Source organism: Ruegeria sp. AH12 (genome assembly GCF_056541465.1).
Map to the genome: position 1 here is coordinate 482231 of NZ_JBQFYL010000001.1, position 16348 is coordinate 498578.

Here is a 16348-nt window from a genome sequence, read left to right on the forward strand (position 1 = left end):
AAATTGCCGTAATCCCTGCATTTGTTTGTCAAAAAATTTCTTAGCTTGGAGTGTATTTGTAAAAATGGCCCTGGACGCCTAAAATAATTATATAAAATCAAAAGGAAGGCTGTAACACAGATCGCTGCGTTTGAAACAGCTCTAGTCGCCGCTTGGTCTCAGAGTCAGAGTAAACCCAAGCGTGAAACACAGCCGAGTCCAGAGCTTCAGGTATCCGTTGCCGCGTCTGCGGGGTTGGCAGATGCGGGGGTTGGCGCTAACTTTTCGCCAAGCGCTTCGGGAAGAGGCGCACATAAGGGAGACATCAGAATGAAAAAGTATTTGAGCGGTGCCGCTGTCGCCGCCCTTGGGATTGCCTTTGTGACCGAGGCGGCTGCAACAGAGTGGAATGCCTCGGTCTGGGGCAAGCGGCGCGCCTTTACCGAGCATGTTGAAAAGCTATCCGAACTGGTGAACGAAAAAACCGGTGGCGAATTCACGATCAATGTCAGCTATGGTGGCCTGTCCAAGCCGCGCGAAAACCTGGACGGGATCGAGATCGGCGCTTTTGAAGTCGCGCAGTTCTGCGCAGGTTATCACCGTGACAAGAACCGCGCGATCACCGTGCTGGAATTGCCTTTCCTGGGCGTGAACAATCTGGAAGAAGAAGTTGCTGTCAGCCATGCGGTTTATGACCATCCGGCTGTGGCTGATGAAATGGCGCAGTGGAATGCGCGCATCCTGATGACCTCGCCTATGCCGCAATACAATCTTGTGGGCACCGGCGATCCTCGCGATCAGCTGGCTGATTTCGAAGGCATGCGCGTCCGTGCAACCGGCGGTCTTGGTCAGGCATTCGAGGCCGTGGGTGGAGTTCCGACATCAGTTCCCGCAACCGAAGCTTACAACGCGATGGAATCCGGTGTTGTTGACACCGTGGCCTTCGCTCAGCACGCGCATCTGTCCTTTGGTACAATCAATGAGGCAGATTGGTGGACGGCAAACCTGAACCCCGGCACTGTGAATTGCCCAGTTGTTGTGAACATCGACGCCTATGAGGCATTGTCGCCAGAGCATCGCGAAGCGCTCGACAGCTCGATTGACGAAGCAATTGCGCATTATCTGGCGAATTACGGTGGTCTGCTCGAGCAATGGGATAGCGTTCTGTCCGAAAAAGGCGTTCAGAAAGTGATGATCGACGACGCAGTCATCGAAGAGTTCCGCACAAAGGCGGCTGACCCGATCCGCGAACAGTGGATCGCGGATATGTCTGCGCAGGGCCTTCCGGCGCAAGAGCTTTATGATCTTGTTCAAGCTACGTTGCAGCAACAGCGCGGCGGGAACTGATCTTATCTCCGGGCACTCTTACCGAGTGCCCGGACTGCCCTGATACAAAGGATCGCCTAAATGGCAGGTCAAGCCACGGTGCTGGAAGATGGCAGCCGCCTCAGCCAGCTGGATCAGCGCTTGCTGACGCTTGAAAAATTCTTGGCGCTGATCAGCGGGCTGGCCGTGTTCAGCCTGATGGTTCTGGCCGTTGTTTCGGTTAGTGGCAGGAACGCCTTTAACGCGCCACTGCCTGGCTATGTGGATTGGATCGAACAGGCGATGCCGCTGATTGCCTTTCTGGGCATTTCATATGTGCAGAGAGATGGCGGGCATATCCGCATGGACATCGTGATCTCTCGCCTGCAGGGGCGGGCCCTGTGGCTGTTTGAACTTGTTTCGGTCCTTCTGATCCTTCTCCTGATGCTGGCCCTGGTCTGGGGCAGCTGGTCACATTTCGACCGGTCCTTCGATTTCGGCGCTCCACTGTGGAGCCGCGACAGTTCAATCGACATTGGTATACCGCTTTGGCCTGCAAAACTGCTGGCGCCAGTCGCATTCTCGGTGTTGTGCATGCGGCTGGTTCTGCAGGTTTGGGGATACGGGCGCGCCTTGGTGCTGGGTCTTGAGACGCCGGTTGCCGTTCCATTGATCCAGGACGCTGCCGCCCAAGCCGCTGCCGAGGCGGAACAGTTCGAAGGGCAGGACTAGCGCATGGATACGATTGAGATTGGCCTTTGGGTCACCGGAGGCCTGCTGCTTCTTGTTGTAACCGGGATGCGCGTGGCCTTTGCTGCGGGTCTGGCCGGGTTAATCGGGCTGATTTGGATTTTTTGGGCCAAGTTCGGCTACGATCCGGACCGTTTTGGCAAAGCCGTTACAGTGGCCGTGAAAACAGCCGGTCAGGTGCCACATTCCAAAGTGGCGGCCCATACGCTCAGCTTGATTCCGACGTTCATCCTGATCGGCTATTTGGCTTATTACGCCGGTCTGACGCGAGCGCTCTTTGAAGCCGCCAAACGCTGGATTGCCTGGGTGCCCGGCGGGTTGGCGGTTTCGACCATTTTCGCCACCGCTGGCTTCGCCGCAGTCTCCGGTGCCTCGGTTGCTACATCTGCCGTGTTCGCGCGCATTGCAATCCCAGAGATGCTGAGCGTCGGCTACAACAAACGCTTTGCCGCCGGGGTCGTCGCAGCAGGCGGTACCTTGGCCTCACTTATCCCACCCTCAGCGATCCTCGTGATCTACGCCATCATAGTCGAACAAGACGTCGGTAAGTTGCTTCTGGCGGGGTTCATACCCGGAGCGTTCTCAGCGCTTGTTTATGGCCTATTGATCGTCGGCATCGCGGTCGTGTTCAAATCGGTGGGTCCTCCGGTGACAGGCTTCAGTTGGAAACAACGCTTCGCAGCACTGCCAGGTGCCATTCCGATCGTGGCCGTGATCCTGATCATCATTTGCTTCGTCTACAACCCGTTTGGTGACAAAGCCTGGGGCACCCCGACCGAAGGCGGCGCAATAGGGGCTTTCATCGTCTTCTGTTTTGCCCTGTTTCACGGCATGCGCTGGCCCGAGTTCAAATCCGCCCTGCTAGAAACCGCCAAACTCACAGCGATGATCTTTTCGATCATCTGGGGCGTCTTGATCTATGTGCGCTTTCTGGGCTTCGCAGATTTGCCGGGCGCATTCTCGGACTGGATTACGTCCCTTGAGATGTCCCCGATGCTGATCCTGATCTGCATTCTGTTGGCCTATGCGGTGTTGGGCATGTTCATGGATGCCATTGGGATGCTCTTGTTGACCCTTCCGGTTGTCTACCCGGCGGTGATGGCCTTGAACGGCGGTGAAACCGTCAGCGCGGCTGACAGCGCCTTTGGCATGTCCGGTCCGATGTGTGCAATCTGGTTCGGTATTCTGGTCGTCAAAATGGCCGAGTTCTGTCTGATCACGCCGCCCATTGGCTTGAACTGTTTCGTTGTCGCCGGCGTGCGGCCTGATCTGAGTGTTCAGGATGTATTTAAAGGTGTGACACCGTTTTTCATCGCCGATGCATTGACAATTGCGCTGCTTGTGGCCTTCCCGAGCATTGTTCTCTTCCTGCCATCCTTGGCGGGGTAGAGTTTAGCGAGGCTCTGCCTCGCGCTCCGGGATATTTATAGCCAGATGAAGCAGGGATCCACTCTCTGAACTTCCGCCCAGAGAGCTTCACCTGGCGCGGTCATCGGCATCCCTGCCTGTACCGCCTCTCTTTATTCGGTGGATTTGGTTAATGATCCATTACTTCATCTGGCCAAAAATATCCCGGGGGAGACGCCCAAAGGGCGGCGGGGGCAGAGCCCCCTCTTTCGCGGCTTGGTAAACGAACGACGCGGGTGTCACTGCGCCCGCATCAACATGCCAAACAGATCACGCGGATCGTCCGGATCCGCCAGCATATCGAGTGGCTCAAAAAACTCTGTTTCGGCGACCAAGTTCTTGATGACCCGCAGGGCCGAGAAATCTTCGATGGCGAAGCCGACGCTATCGAATAGGGTAATCTGCCGATCATCTTTGCGCCCCTCGGCTTGTCCCGTCATTACCTGCCACATCTCAGTCACATGATGATCGCCTTCAAGCGCTTGAATCTCACCTTCGATCCTTGTCTGCTCGGGGTATTCCACGAAGATTTCAGAGCGTAATAAAATATCGCGGTGCAACTCGGTTTTGCCCGGGCAATCGCCGCCAATGGCGTTTATGTGCACGCCGGGGCCGACCATGTTGTCGGTCAGGATGGTGGCATACTTCTTGTCTGCGGTGCAGGTCGAGATGATCTGCGCGCCTTCAATGGCGTCTTCGGCGCTCTTGCAGGATACGACTGTCAGGCCTTTGCCCTGTAGGTTGGCGGCGCATTTGGCGGTTGCGTTCGGGTCAATGTCATAAAGACGAACGGTCTCGATACCGCACATGGTTTTAAAGGCCAGACACTGGAATTCGGACTGCGCACCATTGCCGATCATGGCCATGGTCTTGGCGTTTCTGGGGGCCAGGTACTGGCCGACAAGGGCTGATGTTGCTGCGGTACGCAGGGCCGTCAGCATGGTCATCTCGGTCAGCAGGGTCGGGTAACCCGTGTATACATCTGCCAGCAGGCCAAAAGCCGTGACAGTCTGAAGACCTTCGGAGGTGTTCTTCGGGTGGCCGTTGACATATTTGAATCCGTAAGCTTCGCCATCCGAGGTCGGCATCAACTCGATCACGCCATGTGGAGAATGGGCCGGGATGCGGGGGGTTTTGTCGAAACTTTCCCATCGTTTAAAATCGGCCTCGATCTGAGCTGCGATCCTGGTGATCATCTGCTCGACCCCGATATGGTGAACCAGCCGCATCATGTTGTCGACGGATACAAAGGGGACGAGGGCCTTATCTGACGGCTGCATTTATTGCTCCTATCGGCGGGACAGGTGGATGCCCGCGATCATGCAGCGTACCGATCCACCGGCAGTTTCTATTGTTGGAACCGAAAGAGGCAATAGCGTTGCGCTTTCCTCAATCGTGGCAATCTGGTTAGGCGTCAGTGCCGCCAACGCCCGGCTGGAAAGAGCCAGCACCAACCCGTTTTCACCGGTCAGCTCAATCGCGTTTCCGGCGAACTCAGCGATTTGTTGATGAGACAGATCAACGACCGTTCGTCCGGATTCCTCAAGCCGGGACTTGACGGTTTCCCGCCGCTCGGCATCAGGGATCATGTCCAGACAGATCAGTGCATATTGCGTGCCAATCGCCATGAGGACATTGGTATGATACACGTCGCGATTTGCCGCGTCACGAGCTTCGAAAGCGATGGGTTCATAGTTGAAATGCGTGCAGAACCTTTCCAGTAAAACCGGGTCGGCGCGGTTTGATTTCACCGTGTAGGCAATGCGGCCAACGTGATCGAGGACCATCGCCCCGGTCCCTTCCAGGGCGAGATCATCTTGCTCAAGCCCCGAATAATCGATGACATCCTGCACCCGGTATTCGCGTTTCAGCAACTCGATGACATCCGAGCGCCGTTCACGTCTGCGGGACGGAACGAACATCGGGTAGATCGCCACGTGGCCTCCGGGGTGGGTGGAAAACCAATTGTTCGGGAAAACACTGTCTGGCGTGTCCAGATCCCCGTGGTCGTCAAAGACATGCACGGTAACGCCCGCAGCGCGCAGCTGTTCAACGGCTTTGTCATGCTCGTCGCGTGCCGTGGCGGATGTGGCTTTGGCCGATCGGTTGGCCAGTGTTTGAAACGCATTGTCATCGCGCGTTTCCGGATTGGATGTAAAAGCATGCGGGCGGACCATGACGACTGCGGAAGGCGCTTGAAGAGACAGCATCAGAAGCTCCGGGTGGGGCGGTCAAAGATCCGGCGCCCCAACAGGGAGGCAGCCAGATCGACAACCAGCTTTGCGGTGCGCCCGCGCTCATCGAGAAACGGGTTCAGCTCGACCAGGTCAAGCGAACAAACCAGCCCGCTTTCATGCAGCAACTCCATGGCCAGATGGGCCTCGCGCTCGGTCGCACCGCCAGGAACAGTGGTGCCAACAGCCGGAGCGATGGAAGGGTCAAGGAAATCTACGTCCAATGAGACATGGAGCATACCGTTTTCGGCGCGGACACGGTCCAGAAAGGCCATCAACGGGGCTTTGATCCCATGTTCGTCTATGCTGCGCATATCTGCCAGCATGGCGCTTTTTTGTTCCAGAACGGTACGTTCCGCAGGGTCGACCGAGCGCAGCCCAATCATCCCGACGCGATCTGTGGGGATGGTTGCTGGAAGCGCGGGGAAGGCCTCGAACCCCGATTGCCCGGTGAAATAGGCCACTGGCGTGCCATGCAGATTGCCGCTGTCTGTGCTTTGCGGCGTATGAAAATCGCTGTGCGCATCAAGCCAGAGCACGAAGAGGGGGCGGCTCAACTGTTGCGCATGCGCGGCCATACCCGCAACCGTGCCCATCGACAGCGCGTGATCGCCACCCATAAAGATAGGCGTGCCCTCGGAGGCAGCCTTTTCAGCGGTTCGGCTCAGGGCGCGAGTCCAGCCGATGCATTCGGGTAGTGAGAACAGATGCGAATCCTGGGGTAGATTAACCTGATCGGGATCGACATCGCCCCAGTCCGCAACCTTATGCCCCAGATCGGCAATTGCCTGTTCCAGCCCTGCTACGCGAAGCGCATCGGGGCCCATCCGGCATCCCTGACGCCGTTTTCCCGAATCCATCGGGGCCCCGACCAAAATAATCTGCTTGTTATCCATAGGCTCATTTAGCCGCTCAATATATCTTGCTGGAAGCCCGCAAATTGTTCAAAATGGGCTTTGAAAATCCGAAATGGAAAGATCTAATGGACGAACTGGATACGCGCCTGATCAGCGCTTTGCATCGGGATGCGCGCGCATCCCTGTCGGAACTTGCGGAAACATTGGGCGTGACCCGCACGACCGTGCGCAGTCGGATGCAGCGGCTGAAACAGTCCGGCGAGATTGTCGGTTTCACTGTGCTGACCCGGCGGGATGAGGCTCAAAGCCCGGTGCGCGGCCTGATGATGCTTGAAATCGAAGGGCGTGGCACTGAACGAACCATGGCGCGGATCGGCGCAATGCGTCAGGTGCGTGCCGTACATTCGACCAATGGCAGTTGGGATCTGATTGCTGAGATTGGCACCGAAACACTGGTAGAGCTGGATGAAGTTCTGTTTCAGATCAGACGGATGGAGGGGATCACCCGATCCGAAACCAACCTGCTGCTGTCAACGCGGAAGGGGCGGTTGTGACACCTCATCTTAGTTGCCCTAGCGCTTTGAACCGGAAGGAAATTGTGACACAGTTCCGCCAAAGCTGATCCACAGGCAGGGGCCAGAGCCATGACCGCACAAGACCAAGGCGTTGAGCCCAAAGCCCTGCAATGGGCTGAAAAGCTAACAGGCCTTCTGGAAAAGCCGTGGGTGCGGATTGCCATTCCTGTTGTGATCACGCTGGTCGCTTTGACGATACTGCATGACCTGTCAGCGCATGTGAAATGGCCGGATGTGCAATCTGATATCGCGGCAACCCCGTGGACCGTGTTTTTCATCGCGCTGTGCTGGACGGCTGTCAGCTTTTTGTCGCTGTCCTTCTACGATGTCTTTGCTGTCCAAAGTGTTGCTGACGGCGAGGTACCATTACCGGTTGCTGGCATGGCCGGGGCCAGTGGCTATGCGGTTTCGAACTGTCTGGGATTTTCATACATCACAGGTACCGCAATCCGGTATCGTATCTACGCTTCGCTGGGGTTGGATCTGGCACGGGTCGCAGGGGTGATCGCCACGTCCTGGGTGGCGTTCTGGATGGGGCTAACTTTGATCCTGGGGGTGCTTTTGACGTTGCACCCGGATGGGATATCCAAAGTTCTGCCCATCAGTGAAACGGTTGAGACGGCTATTGGCCTGTTTTTACTGGCCGGATTGGTGGCGGTTTTTGTCTGGTTGTCCAGCGGTGGGCGTAGGTTTTCATTTGCAGGGTTCGAATTCGATCTGCCCGGTGGGAAACTGGCCAGCCTGCTGACTCTTGCAGCCTTGGGCGATGTGTTTGGCGCATCCATGGTGCTCTATGTGCTGATGCCCGATGATCTGGGTGTTGGTTTCCCGTATTTCTTTGCGATTTATGTCGGTGCCATTGCGGTGGGTATCCTAAGCCATGCCCCCGGCGGGATCGGCGTCTTCGAGGCTACTATCATCGCAGGGCTGGGCGCGTCGGGCAGGTCGGATGTGATCGCGGCGCTACTGTTGTATCGCGTTGTCTACACGTTTCTGCCTTTCGCTATCGCAAGCTTTACGATCGCCGTCGCCTCGGCCCTGACGCAACGCCACCGGATCGGCGGAGCGGCGATCTGGGTCTATCGAGCGATCCGCCCGATTGTTCCGATGGTGGCGGCGGGTGTAGCAGCGATTGCCGGCGTGATTTTGCTGGTTTCAGGCGCGTTGCCATCGAACTCGCAAAACCTCAGCGTCTTGCGCGATGTGCTGCCCTTGTCATTCGTCGAAGCCTCGCATCTGGCGGGCAGTGCAGTCGGCGTTTTGCTGTTATTGATCTCCAGGGGTCTGTTCCGCAAACTCTACCGCGCTTGGGTCGTCGCCATGTTGCTGATGGCGGCGGGATTTGCCGCATCGCTTGCCAAGGGATTGGATACTCAAGAAGCCATCAGCATGCTGGGTACAATCGCTGTTCTTGCGCTGTTCCGCGGGGCGTTTTACCGGGTCAGCGGGGCGTCGATCTTCCGGCTGAATATCCCGTGGCTGATCAGTGTAGTCGTTCTGTTGGCCGTGATTTTCTGGATCGGCCTCTTTGCTTATTCGCACGTCGAATACCAAAATGCGCTGTGGTGGGAATTCGCTTGGAACGGCGATGCCTCACGCTTCTTACGTTCCAGCCTTGTGGTGGCCGTGATCGTGGGCATCGTCGCGGTCACCTCGTTGTTCGGGCGCGAGATTCCGGTGCCCGAGCGCGTTGATATCCCCGAGGTCGTGGAACGGCTGGTGATGCAGAGCGAGGACACAGAGTCCCAGATTTCGCTGACCGGGGACAAGCAATTCCTGATTTCACCGGATGAGTCGGCCTTTATTGCCTACGCGGACACTGGAAATGCGATCATTTCCAAGGGCGAGCCAGTGGGGGATGAAAAGGCAGGGCAGCAATTGATCTGGCAACTGCGCGAGATGGCGGATCGAGAGGGCAAGCTGTGCGCCTTCTATAGCGTTTCGACCAAATACTTGCCGACCTTCCTTGATCTGGGCCTATCGATTCTGAAAATCGGTGAGGTTGCCCGCGTGCCGCTTCAGGAATTCTCGTTGGACGGCAAATCTCGCAAGCGGTTCCGGCAGGCAAAGAACCGGGCCGAGCGGGAAGGCTATGTGTTTGAGATCATCCCGAAAGAGGAACTTGCGCCGGTGCTGCCGGAACTTCGGACAATCTCGGATGATTGGCTAGCGCAGAAGGCGGGGGCTGAAAAGGGGTTTGCATTGGGCGGCTTTGATGACGCCTATCTGTCCTATTTCGATCATGCGGTGCTGAGAAACGGTGAGACCGGGCAGATCAAGGCCTTCGCCAATCTGTTTCAGGGTGGCAATAAATCCGAGCTCTCGCTGGACCTGATGCGGTACGAGCCCGACAGCCCCAGCTTTGTCATGGATGCGCTGTTTGCCGAGATGATGGTCTGGGGCTCCGAGCAAGGCTTTCATTGGTTTTCACTTGGCGCGGCGCCGTTTTCGGGGATCGAGAACCGCCAACTCGCTTCAATCTGGAACCGGATTGGCGGGTTTGTGTATGAACACGGGGAACAGTTTTATCACTTCGAAGGGCTGCGTGCGTTCAAACAAAAGTTCGACCCGGAGTGGAGCCCAAATTATCTGGCCAGCCCCGGTGGGTTCTCTGCTCCACGCATCCTCTATGAGGTGAACATCCTGATCTCAGGCGGTTTGCGCGGACTGACCAAGTAGGGGTTAGTTCAGGCTGGCTCCGGTTGGTGTCTGTTGCAACAGGTCTCCCCAATCTGTGCGATACGCCATCTCGGCCAGAACCGTATCCGGCAGGAATTCCCGGGTCTGACGGATTTGCCAGCCGCCGCCCAGACCCTTGTAGACAGCGACCAGATTGCTGGACACCTCTTGCCGCGCCTCGATCAGATTGGCCTGAGACCGCAGCAGCGCAGTCTGGGTGTTCAGAATGCGAGAATAGCTGGCGATCCCGTCACGATACTGGCTGATCGCAATCTCGGCAGCCTTGCGTGAGGCGTCGACACTTTGCTGATAGAACCCGACCTGCTTGCGTGCCTGTGCATAGGCGACCATGGCGCTTTCGACCTCGGAATAGGCCGTCAGCACGGTGTTCTGGTAGTTTGCGATCAAAGCCTGATAAGCCGCGTCCTGCGCCCGCACGTTGTTCTTGATGCGCCCATAATTCAGTACGTTCCAAACCGCACCCGCGCTGGCCAGACCCGTCGTGCTGTTCGAACTGAACAGGTCGCGCCCGCCCGAGGCCTGCAACCCGATTGAGCCGGACAGAACAAACTGCGGATAGAGGTCCGCCATGGCGATACCCACCTGCGCCGATTGGGTGGCCGCGGCCAGTTCGGCGGCGCGGACATCAGGGCGACGGCGCAGCAACTCGGCCGGAACGCCCACGGCGACATTGGAGCGCGCCGACGGGATGCGACCGGAATTGCCCAGAAGGCCTGTCATCCGCGAAGGTGTCGCACCCAGCAATACGGCCAGCGCATTCTTGGTCTGTTGCAGATCGCTCTCTAGCTCGGGCACCAGCGCCTTGGTGTTGTTCAACAGGGCGGTTGACTCCTGAACGTCCAGTTCAGTGGTGACGCCGTTGTTGAACCGCAATTGCGTCAGATCCGCCGATTCCTGCTGCAGCTTGATGTTTTCGCGGGCAACGGCCAGCGACTCCTGCAACGCGCGGATATTGATGTAAAGCGCCGCGACATCCCCGGTCAGCGTGACCAACGCATCATCATAGTTTGCCACCTGCAAGGCGAGGTTCGACCGTGCCGCTTGTACGCCGCGACGTTGTGCGCCCCAGACGTCCAGCTCCCATTGGGCATCAAAGCCCACTTGCGAGGTCGAAAACTCTGTATCCAGCGGGATGATCCGATTGATATCTGCAATCGGGCCAAGATTGTCACTGATCTCGCGCCTTTGCAGGGACCCGCCAAGCGCCTGCGATTGCGGATAGAGCTCACCGAAGGCGATCCCTAGTTGGGCACGCGCTTGCAATACACGCGCCCCGGCAACTTGCAAACTCAGGTTCTGGGCATAGGCTTCGGCCACAAGTTTGTTCAGGGTGGGGTCATTGAATGTCTCCCACCACTTCACAACCGGTGCGCTGCGCGCAGTCAGGCCGCTTTGTCCTGCGCTGGGGCTGTTGACCTCGATCCATTCTTTCACGACCGGCGAATTCGGGCGCACAAAATCGGGGCCCAGCGGAGTGCAGGCGACCAATATCGCCGCGCACAGAGCCGTTCCTATCAAATTGCGAAAGGTGGCCCGTTTCATGGTCTGCGTCCTCAAATGTCCAGCGGTCGGATGAAGTTGGCGAAGGAATAGAGGCGGATGTTGATGCGCCTCAGAAACTCGAAACTTTTGCCCTGTCCGGTATAGATGGCAACAGCAGCGTGGCCGCCCGCTGGCAAGATATGTTCTTCAGGCATCTCAACCGTGATCTGAACCGCGATCCGGCCGGGCAGTTTCGGAAGCTCAAAACCGGGCAGGCGGCCCGAGGGCAGATACTGCCCCTGACGTGTGGCCCACCAGATCGCCTCGACCTTGCCGGGCAGGATCTCTCCGGGGTAGAGGTCCAGTGCAACCTCAACCTCTTGCCCAACCTCGACGAATTTCAGGTTCTGCTGACGGAACGTGGCCAGAAGATAGGGGTTATCTTCGGTCACGAAGCTGGCAATCGCGCCCAGACGTATATCGCCAACGACCAGACCGGGACGGGCCTGTTGCGAGACGATCATCCCGTTTTCTGGGGCGTAGATCGTCGTGTTGTTCAAGAAGTATTCGGCCTCGGCCAGCTGCGCCTGCGCTTGCAGAATGCCGGTGTTCACCCCATCGATCTGGGAGTCTTGTGCCAGAACCGCCTTTTGCAGGTTCGCGGCTGCCTGTTTTACACCCGCTGTATCCTCGGCCACCTGTTCGTTCCAGCGGTCCAGCTCATCCTGACGTGCGCCACCCGCCGGAACCAGGTTCTCGTACCGGGCTTGTTCGGTCAGCGCATAGTCCAGCTGTGCATTTGCCCGCTCGACTGCTTCGGTCTTGGCAATGACATCCTGTTCCAGGATTTTTGCGTTCTGCTGCGCCGCGACCAATTGAGCCTGCGCATTGTCTACAGCCAACGAAAAAACCGTATCATCAAAGCGATAAAGCGGATCGCCCTTTGTCACAGGTGTGTTCGGTTCAACCAGAACTTCGGTCAGGATGGTGGGCTGCGTCAGCTTCGGGACGATCTGAATGGTGGATCGCACCACATGGCTGTCGACTGAGAAGGGTTGAAAGAAACGCAATGCAACAAGGAAGATCAGCAGTAAGTGCGCGCCGACCCAGAACGAGACGATGCCCCAGGCGATATTGAACTTAAGCCACTCCATCTTGAAGAAGATGAACCAGACGAAAATGATGTAGAACAGCGTAATGCCGAGGGCAACGAACATGTCCGAGTGTTTCCTTTGGCCTTAGCTTTTCTGCGTCTCGTCGGACGCGGCCTGATATTCTTCTTTCACCGTTCCCCCCAGACGTTCAATATCTTTGCGGATGGCGTCTTTTTCTTCGTCCGGGCCGCGACGGATGTCGACAGTCACACCGTCATGGAACGCCCACATAAAAGCATGGACCCAAGGTACAACAGCCAGAAATCCCATCCAGCCCATGATTTTGACCGCTTCGGCATGCGGGTGGTTGCGTTTGATCGCTATGCGGCCGGGCAGCCCCATGATGAACAGGAACAACGCCATCACGGCGGCCAGCAGCAGGATCAATGCCACGAAAGTCAGGTAGTCATAGTAGCCTAACGGCTGTCCCAATAGTCCCATGCTCGCGCCTCCGGTTTGGGAAGGTTAATCTATCTTCAGTTGCCTGCACCCAATTCGTCAATCAACTTGTAGCTTGTCGGAGGGTCAGCACAGATACCGGGGCCGCATTCCAACAAGGTCGAACCCGCATTCAGCACAGCCAGAGCCAGCATGACGAAGAAAGCGATCTTTGCCAGTGTATTGCCGCCAAAACGAGGTTCGTGATCTGAAGATCCTTCGTATTGGCGTTCAAACAACAGCATGATTGATGTGCCAAGTAACACAAGGAAAAAGGCGATTCCGGCCCATGTATAGTAGTGCAGCCCCAAAACCGGAGACCCGTAATGCCCGGTTCCCGGCACGATATGCAAAAGAATTTGCCGGATCGATACACTGCCGCCATACAAGGCTGCGATCAATATGATGGCATAGTGTTGCGGTCGTGCGCCATAGAGCAGGTTCAGGCCAAGCCCAACACCCACAGCAACAAAACCGACACGCTGCAACAAGCAAAGCGGGCAGGGCAGTTCATAGAGAACAAGTTGATAGAAAAACGCCAACGCCAGAACGAGGCTTACGGCCAGCATGCCGATCGCGTTGAGGGTGCGGGACAGTTCAGGTGTCATCGAAAATCCCTCAGAGTTGAATTGTCAGTGGCGTGGTGGCGTGGAATTTCAACCAGTAGATACACATGGCCAGCGTGACAAAAAACAGAGCGTTGCCCGCTTTGGTAAGATTGAAATAGTTGAGCCCCATCACGGCGATAAACAATGCAAACAAAAGAGCAATCATGGCCCGGTGCTCCCCTTCCCGTGCACAAGTTCTTGTATCAAGGATAGTGTCAGGCCAGTTTCCATCTGGCAAGCCGCGCAACTTGCCCAAGCGTTGAAAATGGTATGTCTTTAGTCGCACACGATGATGTCTGTTTGCCACTCGCGACAGTGCTTCGGCAACTTACCGGGTAGCGCCTGATCGGTATAGATGCTGTCCATCTCGGCCAGAGAGGCAATCCGCGCCGGGGCTGAACGTTGGAACTTCGAATGATCTGCAACCAGAAGGCTGTGACGCGCCTGTGCGATGATGGTTTGGCTGACATGGACTTCCTGAAAGTCAAAATCCAGCAAATCACCATCTGCGTCCAGCGCGGAACATCCAATCACCGCATAGTCGAATTTGAACTGGCGTATGGTCGACACGGTCAGGTTGCCGATCAGCCCCCCGTCTGAGCGGCGCAGCATGCCGCCCGCCACCACGATTTCACAATCGGGGTTGTCGACCAGAATATTGGCGACATTCATATTGTTTGTCACAACCATAAGGTTCTTATGGGTCAGCAACTGGCGGGCAACGGCTTCGGTCGAAGTGCCGATGTTCAAGAAAACCGATGCGCCATCGGGGATGTGCTGGGCGCAGGCCTGCGCCATCAGGGTTTTGGCGTCGGCATTCAGGGTGCGGCGATCCTCGTATCCGATATTGGCCAGGCTCGACCGTAGAACCGCACCGCCATGCACCCTGTCGAGTTTGCCGGCCTCTGCCAGTTCGGTCAGATCACGCCGGATGGTTTGGACTGTGACCCCGAACCGTTCGGCCAACCCATCGACTGTGACGCGCCCTTCGGCGCTGGCGATCTCAAGAATATCGGCTTGGCGAAAGGATAGCGACATCGGCGTTTCCGTATGGTTCAGACATCTTCGTTTATGTTCTTTCCTGTCAATTTGGCAAGTTTCTCTGCGTATAATTCATAGCACTGTTGCAAAACGAAAATAAGCGAACATAAAGCTTGATTATGCGAAGGGTGCTCTGATTAATGCAAACAACCGGATTTGAGTGGGAATCACTGACCATGGCATCAACCGACAATCAGATCACCGACCTGTTCATCATCGGCGGCGGGATCAACGGCTGCGGTATCGCGCGCGACGCCGCCGGGCGCGGGTTGTCGGTGGCGTTGGCCGAGATGAACGATCTGGCGTCTGCCACCTCGTCAGCCTCGACCAAGTTGTTTCATGGGGGCCTGCGCTATCTGGAGTATTTCGAAATCCGGCTGGTACGCGAAGCGCTGATCGAGCGTGAGACGCTGCTGCGCGCGATGCCGCATATCAGCTGGCCGATGCGCTTTGTGCTGCCTTACCACAAGGATATGCGGTTCGATTCCGAAACGCCGACCTCAAAACTACTCAGCACCGTGATGCCGTGGATGCGCGGGCGGCGTCCGGCCTGGCTGATCCGGTTGGGGTTGTTCCTGTATGACAATCTCGGTGGGCGCAAGATCCTGCCGGGAACCAGCTCGCTGAACCTGAGCAGCGCACCCGAAGGCGCGCCATTGCAGAAAAAGTTCGAAACCGCCTACGAGTATTCCGATTGCTGGATCGAGGACGCGCGGTTGGTCGTGTTGAACGCCCGCGATGCCGAGGCGCGTGGGGCGCAGATCATGGTGCGGACCGAGGTGACATCGGCCCACAGGGTTGACGATCTGTGGGAAGTTACGGTCAGGGATCGCGACAGCGATGAAATGCGGGTCGTCCGGGCGAAGATGCTGATCAATGCAGGTGGCCCCTGGGTTGGTGATATCATCCAGTCCAAAATCCACGTGAACTCGCGCGAAGGCGTGCGGCTTGTCCGTGGCAGCCATATTGTGACGCGCAAGCTGTACGATCATGACAAGTGTTACTTCTTCCAAGGCGAAGACGGGCGCATCATCTTTGCCATTCCGTATGAGCAGGATTTCACGCTGATCGGCACCACCGATCAGGATCATGCGAACCCATCCGAACACCCGGTCTGTACCGAGGCTGAGAAGGATTATCTCTGCGCCTTTGCCACGAAGTATTTCGCGCAGCCCGTGACCAAGGACGATATCGTCTGGACCTATTCAGGCGTGCGCCCGCTCTACGATGACGGGGCCAGCAGTGCGACGGCGGCGACGCGGGATTATACGTTGAAAGTGAACGCAATCGGCGGCGCGCCGGTGTTGAACGTGTTCGGCGGCAAGATCACCACCTATCGCCGTTTGGCGGAAAGCGCGCTAGAGAAGGTGGGCGAGCACTTCCCGGATTTGCCAGGCCCCTGGACAGCGGGTGTGGCACTGCCTGGCGGGGATTTCCCTGTTGATGGCGTGCAGGCGCTGAGGGACGACTTGGTTGCAGACTATCCATTCCTCGACACCGCATGGGCTGCACGCCTGATCCGTGCCTACGGGACCGAGGCGCAAGAGATCCTGGGCGATGCAACAAAGGCTGCCGATCTGGGCGAGGATTTCGGCGCAACACTCACCGCGCGCGAGGTTGCCTGGCTCATGGACAAGGAATACGCGCGCAGGGCCGAGGATGTGGTCTGGCGGCGCAACAAGCTGGGTCTGCGGCTGAAGCCTGAGCAGATCGAACGGATCGATCAGTGGATGGCGCAGCGCCTACAGGCATAGGCCATCGAAGGCTTGGCTGCCGGGGCTGAGCATGTTAGCCCTTGGGTACGGTCGGCAGTCACCG

15 protein-coding genes are annotated in these 16348 nt (G+C 57.2%); 6 read left to right on the forward strand and 9 right to left on the reverse strand.

Annotation, left to right across the window (positions count from 1 at the left end; translation table 11 throughout):
* The first annotated feature begins 309 nt into the window (after positions 1 to 309).
* Genes ACR0EL_RS02465 through ACR0EL_RS02475 form a run of 3 tightly spaced genes read left to right on the forward strand, consistent with a single transcriptional unit; the run spans position 310 to position 3423 of the window.
* The gene (locus ACR0EL_RS02465) at positions 310 to 1326 is read left to right on the forward strand and encodes a C4-dicarboxylate TRAP transporter substrate-binding protein (RefSeq protein ID WP_353007048.1); all 1017 of its coding nucleotides are present in this window, start codon (positions 310 to 312) and stop codon (positions 1324 to 1326) included.
* 60 nt (positions 1327 to 1386) lie between these two features.
* Entirely contained in the window at positions 1387 to 2016 is a 630-nt protein-coding gene (locus tag ACR0EL_RS02470) for a TRAP transporter small permease subunit (RefSeq protein ID WP_480497912.1), read from the forward strand.
* 3 nt (positions 2017 to 2019) lie between these two features.
* Positions 2020 to 3423: a TRAP transporter large permease gene (locus ACR0EL_RS02475; RefSeq protein WP_480497914.1), complete on the forward strand. Its 1404-nt coding sequence runs from the start codon at positions 2020 to 2022 to the stop codon at positions 3421 to 3423.
* A 257-nt stretch (positions 3424 to 3680) separates the two neighbouring features.
* Here ACR0EL_RS02475 and ACR0EL_RS02480 read toward each other — a convergent pair whose 3' ends face one another.
* From ACR0EL_RS02480 to rocF, 3 genes are read right to left on the reverse strand one after another with little or no spacing between them, the layout of a single operon-like run.
* Positions 3681 to 4721, reverse strand: coding sequence for an ornithine cyclodeaminase (locus ACR0EL_RS02480; RefSeq protein WP_480497916.1), 1041 nt, complete (start codon positions 4719 to 4721; stop codon positions 3681 to 3683).
* 9 nt (positions 4722 to 4730) lie between these two features.
* On the reverse strand, positions 4731 to 5651 hold the full coding sequence (gene ctlX / locus ACR0EL_RS02485) for a citrulline utilization hydrolase CtlX (RefSeq protein WP_480497918.1): 921 nt from the start codon (positions 5649 to 5651) through the stop codon (positions 4731 to 4733).
* Entirely contained in the window at positions 5651 to 6571 is a 921-nt protein-coding gene (gene rocF / locus ACR0EL_RS02490; protein WP_480497920.1) for an arginase, read from the reverse strand. Before rocF ends, ctlX begins: the two co-directional genes overlap by 1 nt.
* Before the next feature lie 86 nt (positions 6572 to 6657).
* On the opposite strand from rocF, the gene ACR0EL_RS02495 reads away from it, so the two are divergent.
* A complete protein-coding gene (locus tag ACR0EL_RS02495) occupies positions 6658 to 7086 on the forward strand; it encodes an Lrp/AsnC family transcriptional regulator (protein ID WP_170530226.1) in 429 nt (142 codons plus the stop codon).
* 90 nt (positions 7087 to 7176) lie between these two features.
* Positions 7177 to 9786, forward strand: coding sequence for a bifunctional lysylphosphatidylglycerol flippase/synthetase MprF (mprF, locus tag ACR0EL_RS02500; protein WP_480497923.1), 2610 nt, complete (start codon positions 7177 to 7179; stop codon positions 9784 to 9786).
* A gap of 3 nt (positions 9787 to 9789) precedes the next feature.
* Here mprF and ACR0EL_RS02505 read toward each other — a convergent pair whose 3' ends face one another.
* From ACR0EL_RS02505 to ACR0EL_RS02530, 6 genes are all read right to left on the reverse strand, one after another.
* A complete protein-coding gene (locus ACR0EL_RS02505) occupies positions 9790 to 11349 on the reverse strand; it encodes an efflux transporter outer membrane subunit (protein ID WP_480497925.1) in 1560 nt (519 codons plus the stop codon).
* 11 nt (positions 11350 to 11360) lie between these two features.
* On the reverse strand, positions 11361 to 12506 hold the full coding sequence (locus ACR0EL_RS02510; protein WP_480497926.1) for an HlyD family secretion protein: 1146 nt from the start codon (positions 12504 to 12506) through the stop codon (positions 11361 to 11363).
* Between the two features lie 21 nt (positions 12507 to 12527).
* The gene (locus tag ACR0EL_RS02515; protein ID WP_480497928.1) at positions 12528 to 12884 is read right to left on the reverse strand and encodes a DUF3302 domain-containing protein; all 357 of its coding nucleotides are present in this window, start codon (positions 12882 to 12884) and stop codon (positions 12528 to 12530) included.
* Between the two features lie 35 nt (positions 12885 to 12919).
* A complete protein-coding gene (locus ACR0EL_RS02520) occupies positions 12920 to 13489 on the reverse strand; it encodes a disulfide bond formation protein B (protein ID WP_480497930.1) in 570 nt (189 codons plus the stop codon).
* A 10-nt stretch (positions 13490 to 13499) separates the two neighbouring features.
* Entirely contained in the window at positions 13500 to 13655 is a 156-nt protein-coding gene (locus ACR0EL_RS02525; protein WP_480497932.1) for a DUF5993 family protein, read from the reverse strand.
* Between the two features lie 110 nt (positions 13656 to 13765).
* Complete coding sequence (locus ACR0EL_RS02530) at positions 13766 to 14527, reverse strand: DeoR/GlpR family DNA-binding transcription regulator (protein ID WP_480497934.1); 762 nt, start codon at positions 14525 to 14527, stop codon at positions 13766 to 13768.
* A 179-nt stretch (positions 14528 to 14706) separates the two neighbouring features.
* Here ACR0EL_RS02530 and glpD point away from each other — a divergent pair, with 179 nt between their 5' ends.
* Positions 14707 to 16284 carry a glycerol-3-phosphate dehydrogenase gene (glpD, locus tag ACR0EL_RS02535; protein ID WP_480497936.1) on the forward strand — a complete coding sequence of 526 codons (1578 nt, stop codon included), beginning with the start codon at positions 14707 to 14709 and terminating at the stop codon, positions 16282 to 16284.
* The last annotated feature ends 64 nt before the right edge of the window (positions 16285 to 16348 follow it).

Coding starts and splice junctions, on each gene's coding strand:
- ACR0EL_RS02465 (WP_353007048.1), top strand. CDS start 310: ATGAAAAAGTATTTGAGCGGTGCCGCTGTCGCCGCCCTTGGGATTGCC.
- ACR0EL_RS02470 (WP_480497912.1), top strand. CDS start 1,387: ATGGCAGGTCAAGCCACGGTGCTGGAAGATGGCAGCCGCCTCAGCCAG.
- ACR0EL_RS02475 (WP_480497914.1), top strand. CDS start 2,020: ATGGATACGATTGAGATTGGCCTTTGGGTCACCGGAGGCCTGCTGCTT.
- ACR0EL_RS02480 (WP_480497916.1), bottom strand. CDS start 4,721: ATGCAGCCGTCAGATAAGGCCCTCGTCCCCTTTGTATCCGTCGACAAC.
- ctlX (WP_480497918.1), bottom strand. CDS start 5,651: ATGCTGTCTCTTCAAGCGCCTTCCGCAGTCGTCATGGTCCGCCCGCAT.
- rocF (WP_480497920.1), bottom strand. CDS start 6,571: ATGGATAACAAGCAGATTATTTTGGTCGGGGCCCCGATGGATTCGGGA.
- ACR0EL_RS02495 (WP_170530226.1), top strand. CDS start 6,658: ATGGACGAACTGGATACGCGCCTGATCAGCGCTTTGCATCGGGATGCG.
- mprF (WP_480497923.1), top strand. CDS start 7,177: ATGACCGCACAAGACCAAGGCGTTGAGCCCAAAGCCCTGCAATGGGCT.
- ACR0EL_RS02505 (WP_480497925.1), bottom strand. CDS start 11,349: ATGAAACGGGCCACCTTTCGCAATTTGATAGGAACGGCTCTGTGCGCG.
- ACR0EL_RS02510 (WP_480497926.1), bottom strand. CDS start 12,506: ATGTTCGTTGCCCTCGGCATTACGCTGTTCTACATCATTTTCGTCTGG.
- ACR0EL_RS02515 (WP_480497928.1), bottom strand. CDS start 12,884: ATGGGACTATTGGGACAGCCGTTAGGCTACTATGACTACCTGACTTTC.
- ACR0EL_RS02520 (WP_480497930.1), bottom strand. CDS start 13,489: ATGACACCTGAACTGTCCCGCACCCTCAACGCGATCGGCATGCTGGCC.
- ACR0EL_RS02525 (WP_480497932.1), bottom strand. CDS start 13,655: ATGATTGCTCTTTTGTTTGCATTGTTTATCGCCGTGATGGGGCTCAAC.
- ACR0EL_RS02530 (WP_480497934.1), bottom strand. CDS start 14,527: ATGTCGCTATCCTTTCGCCAAGCCGATATTCTTGAGATCGCCAGCGCC.
- glpD (WP_480497936.1), top strand. CDS start 14,707: ATGGCATCAACCGACAATCAGATCACCGACCTGTTCATCATCGGCGGC.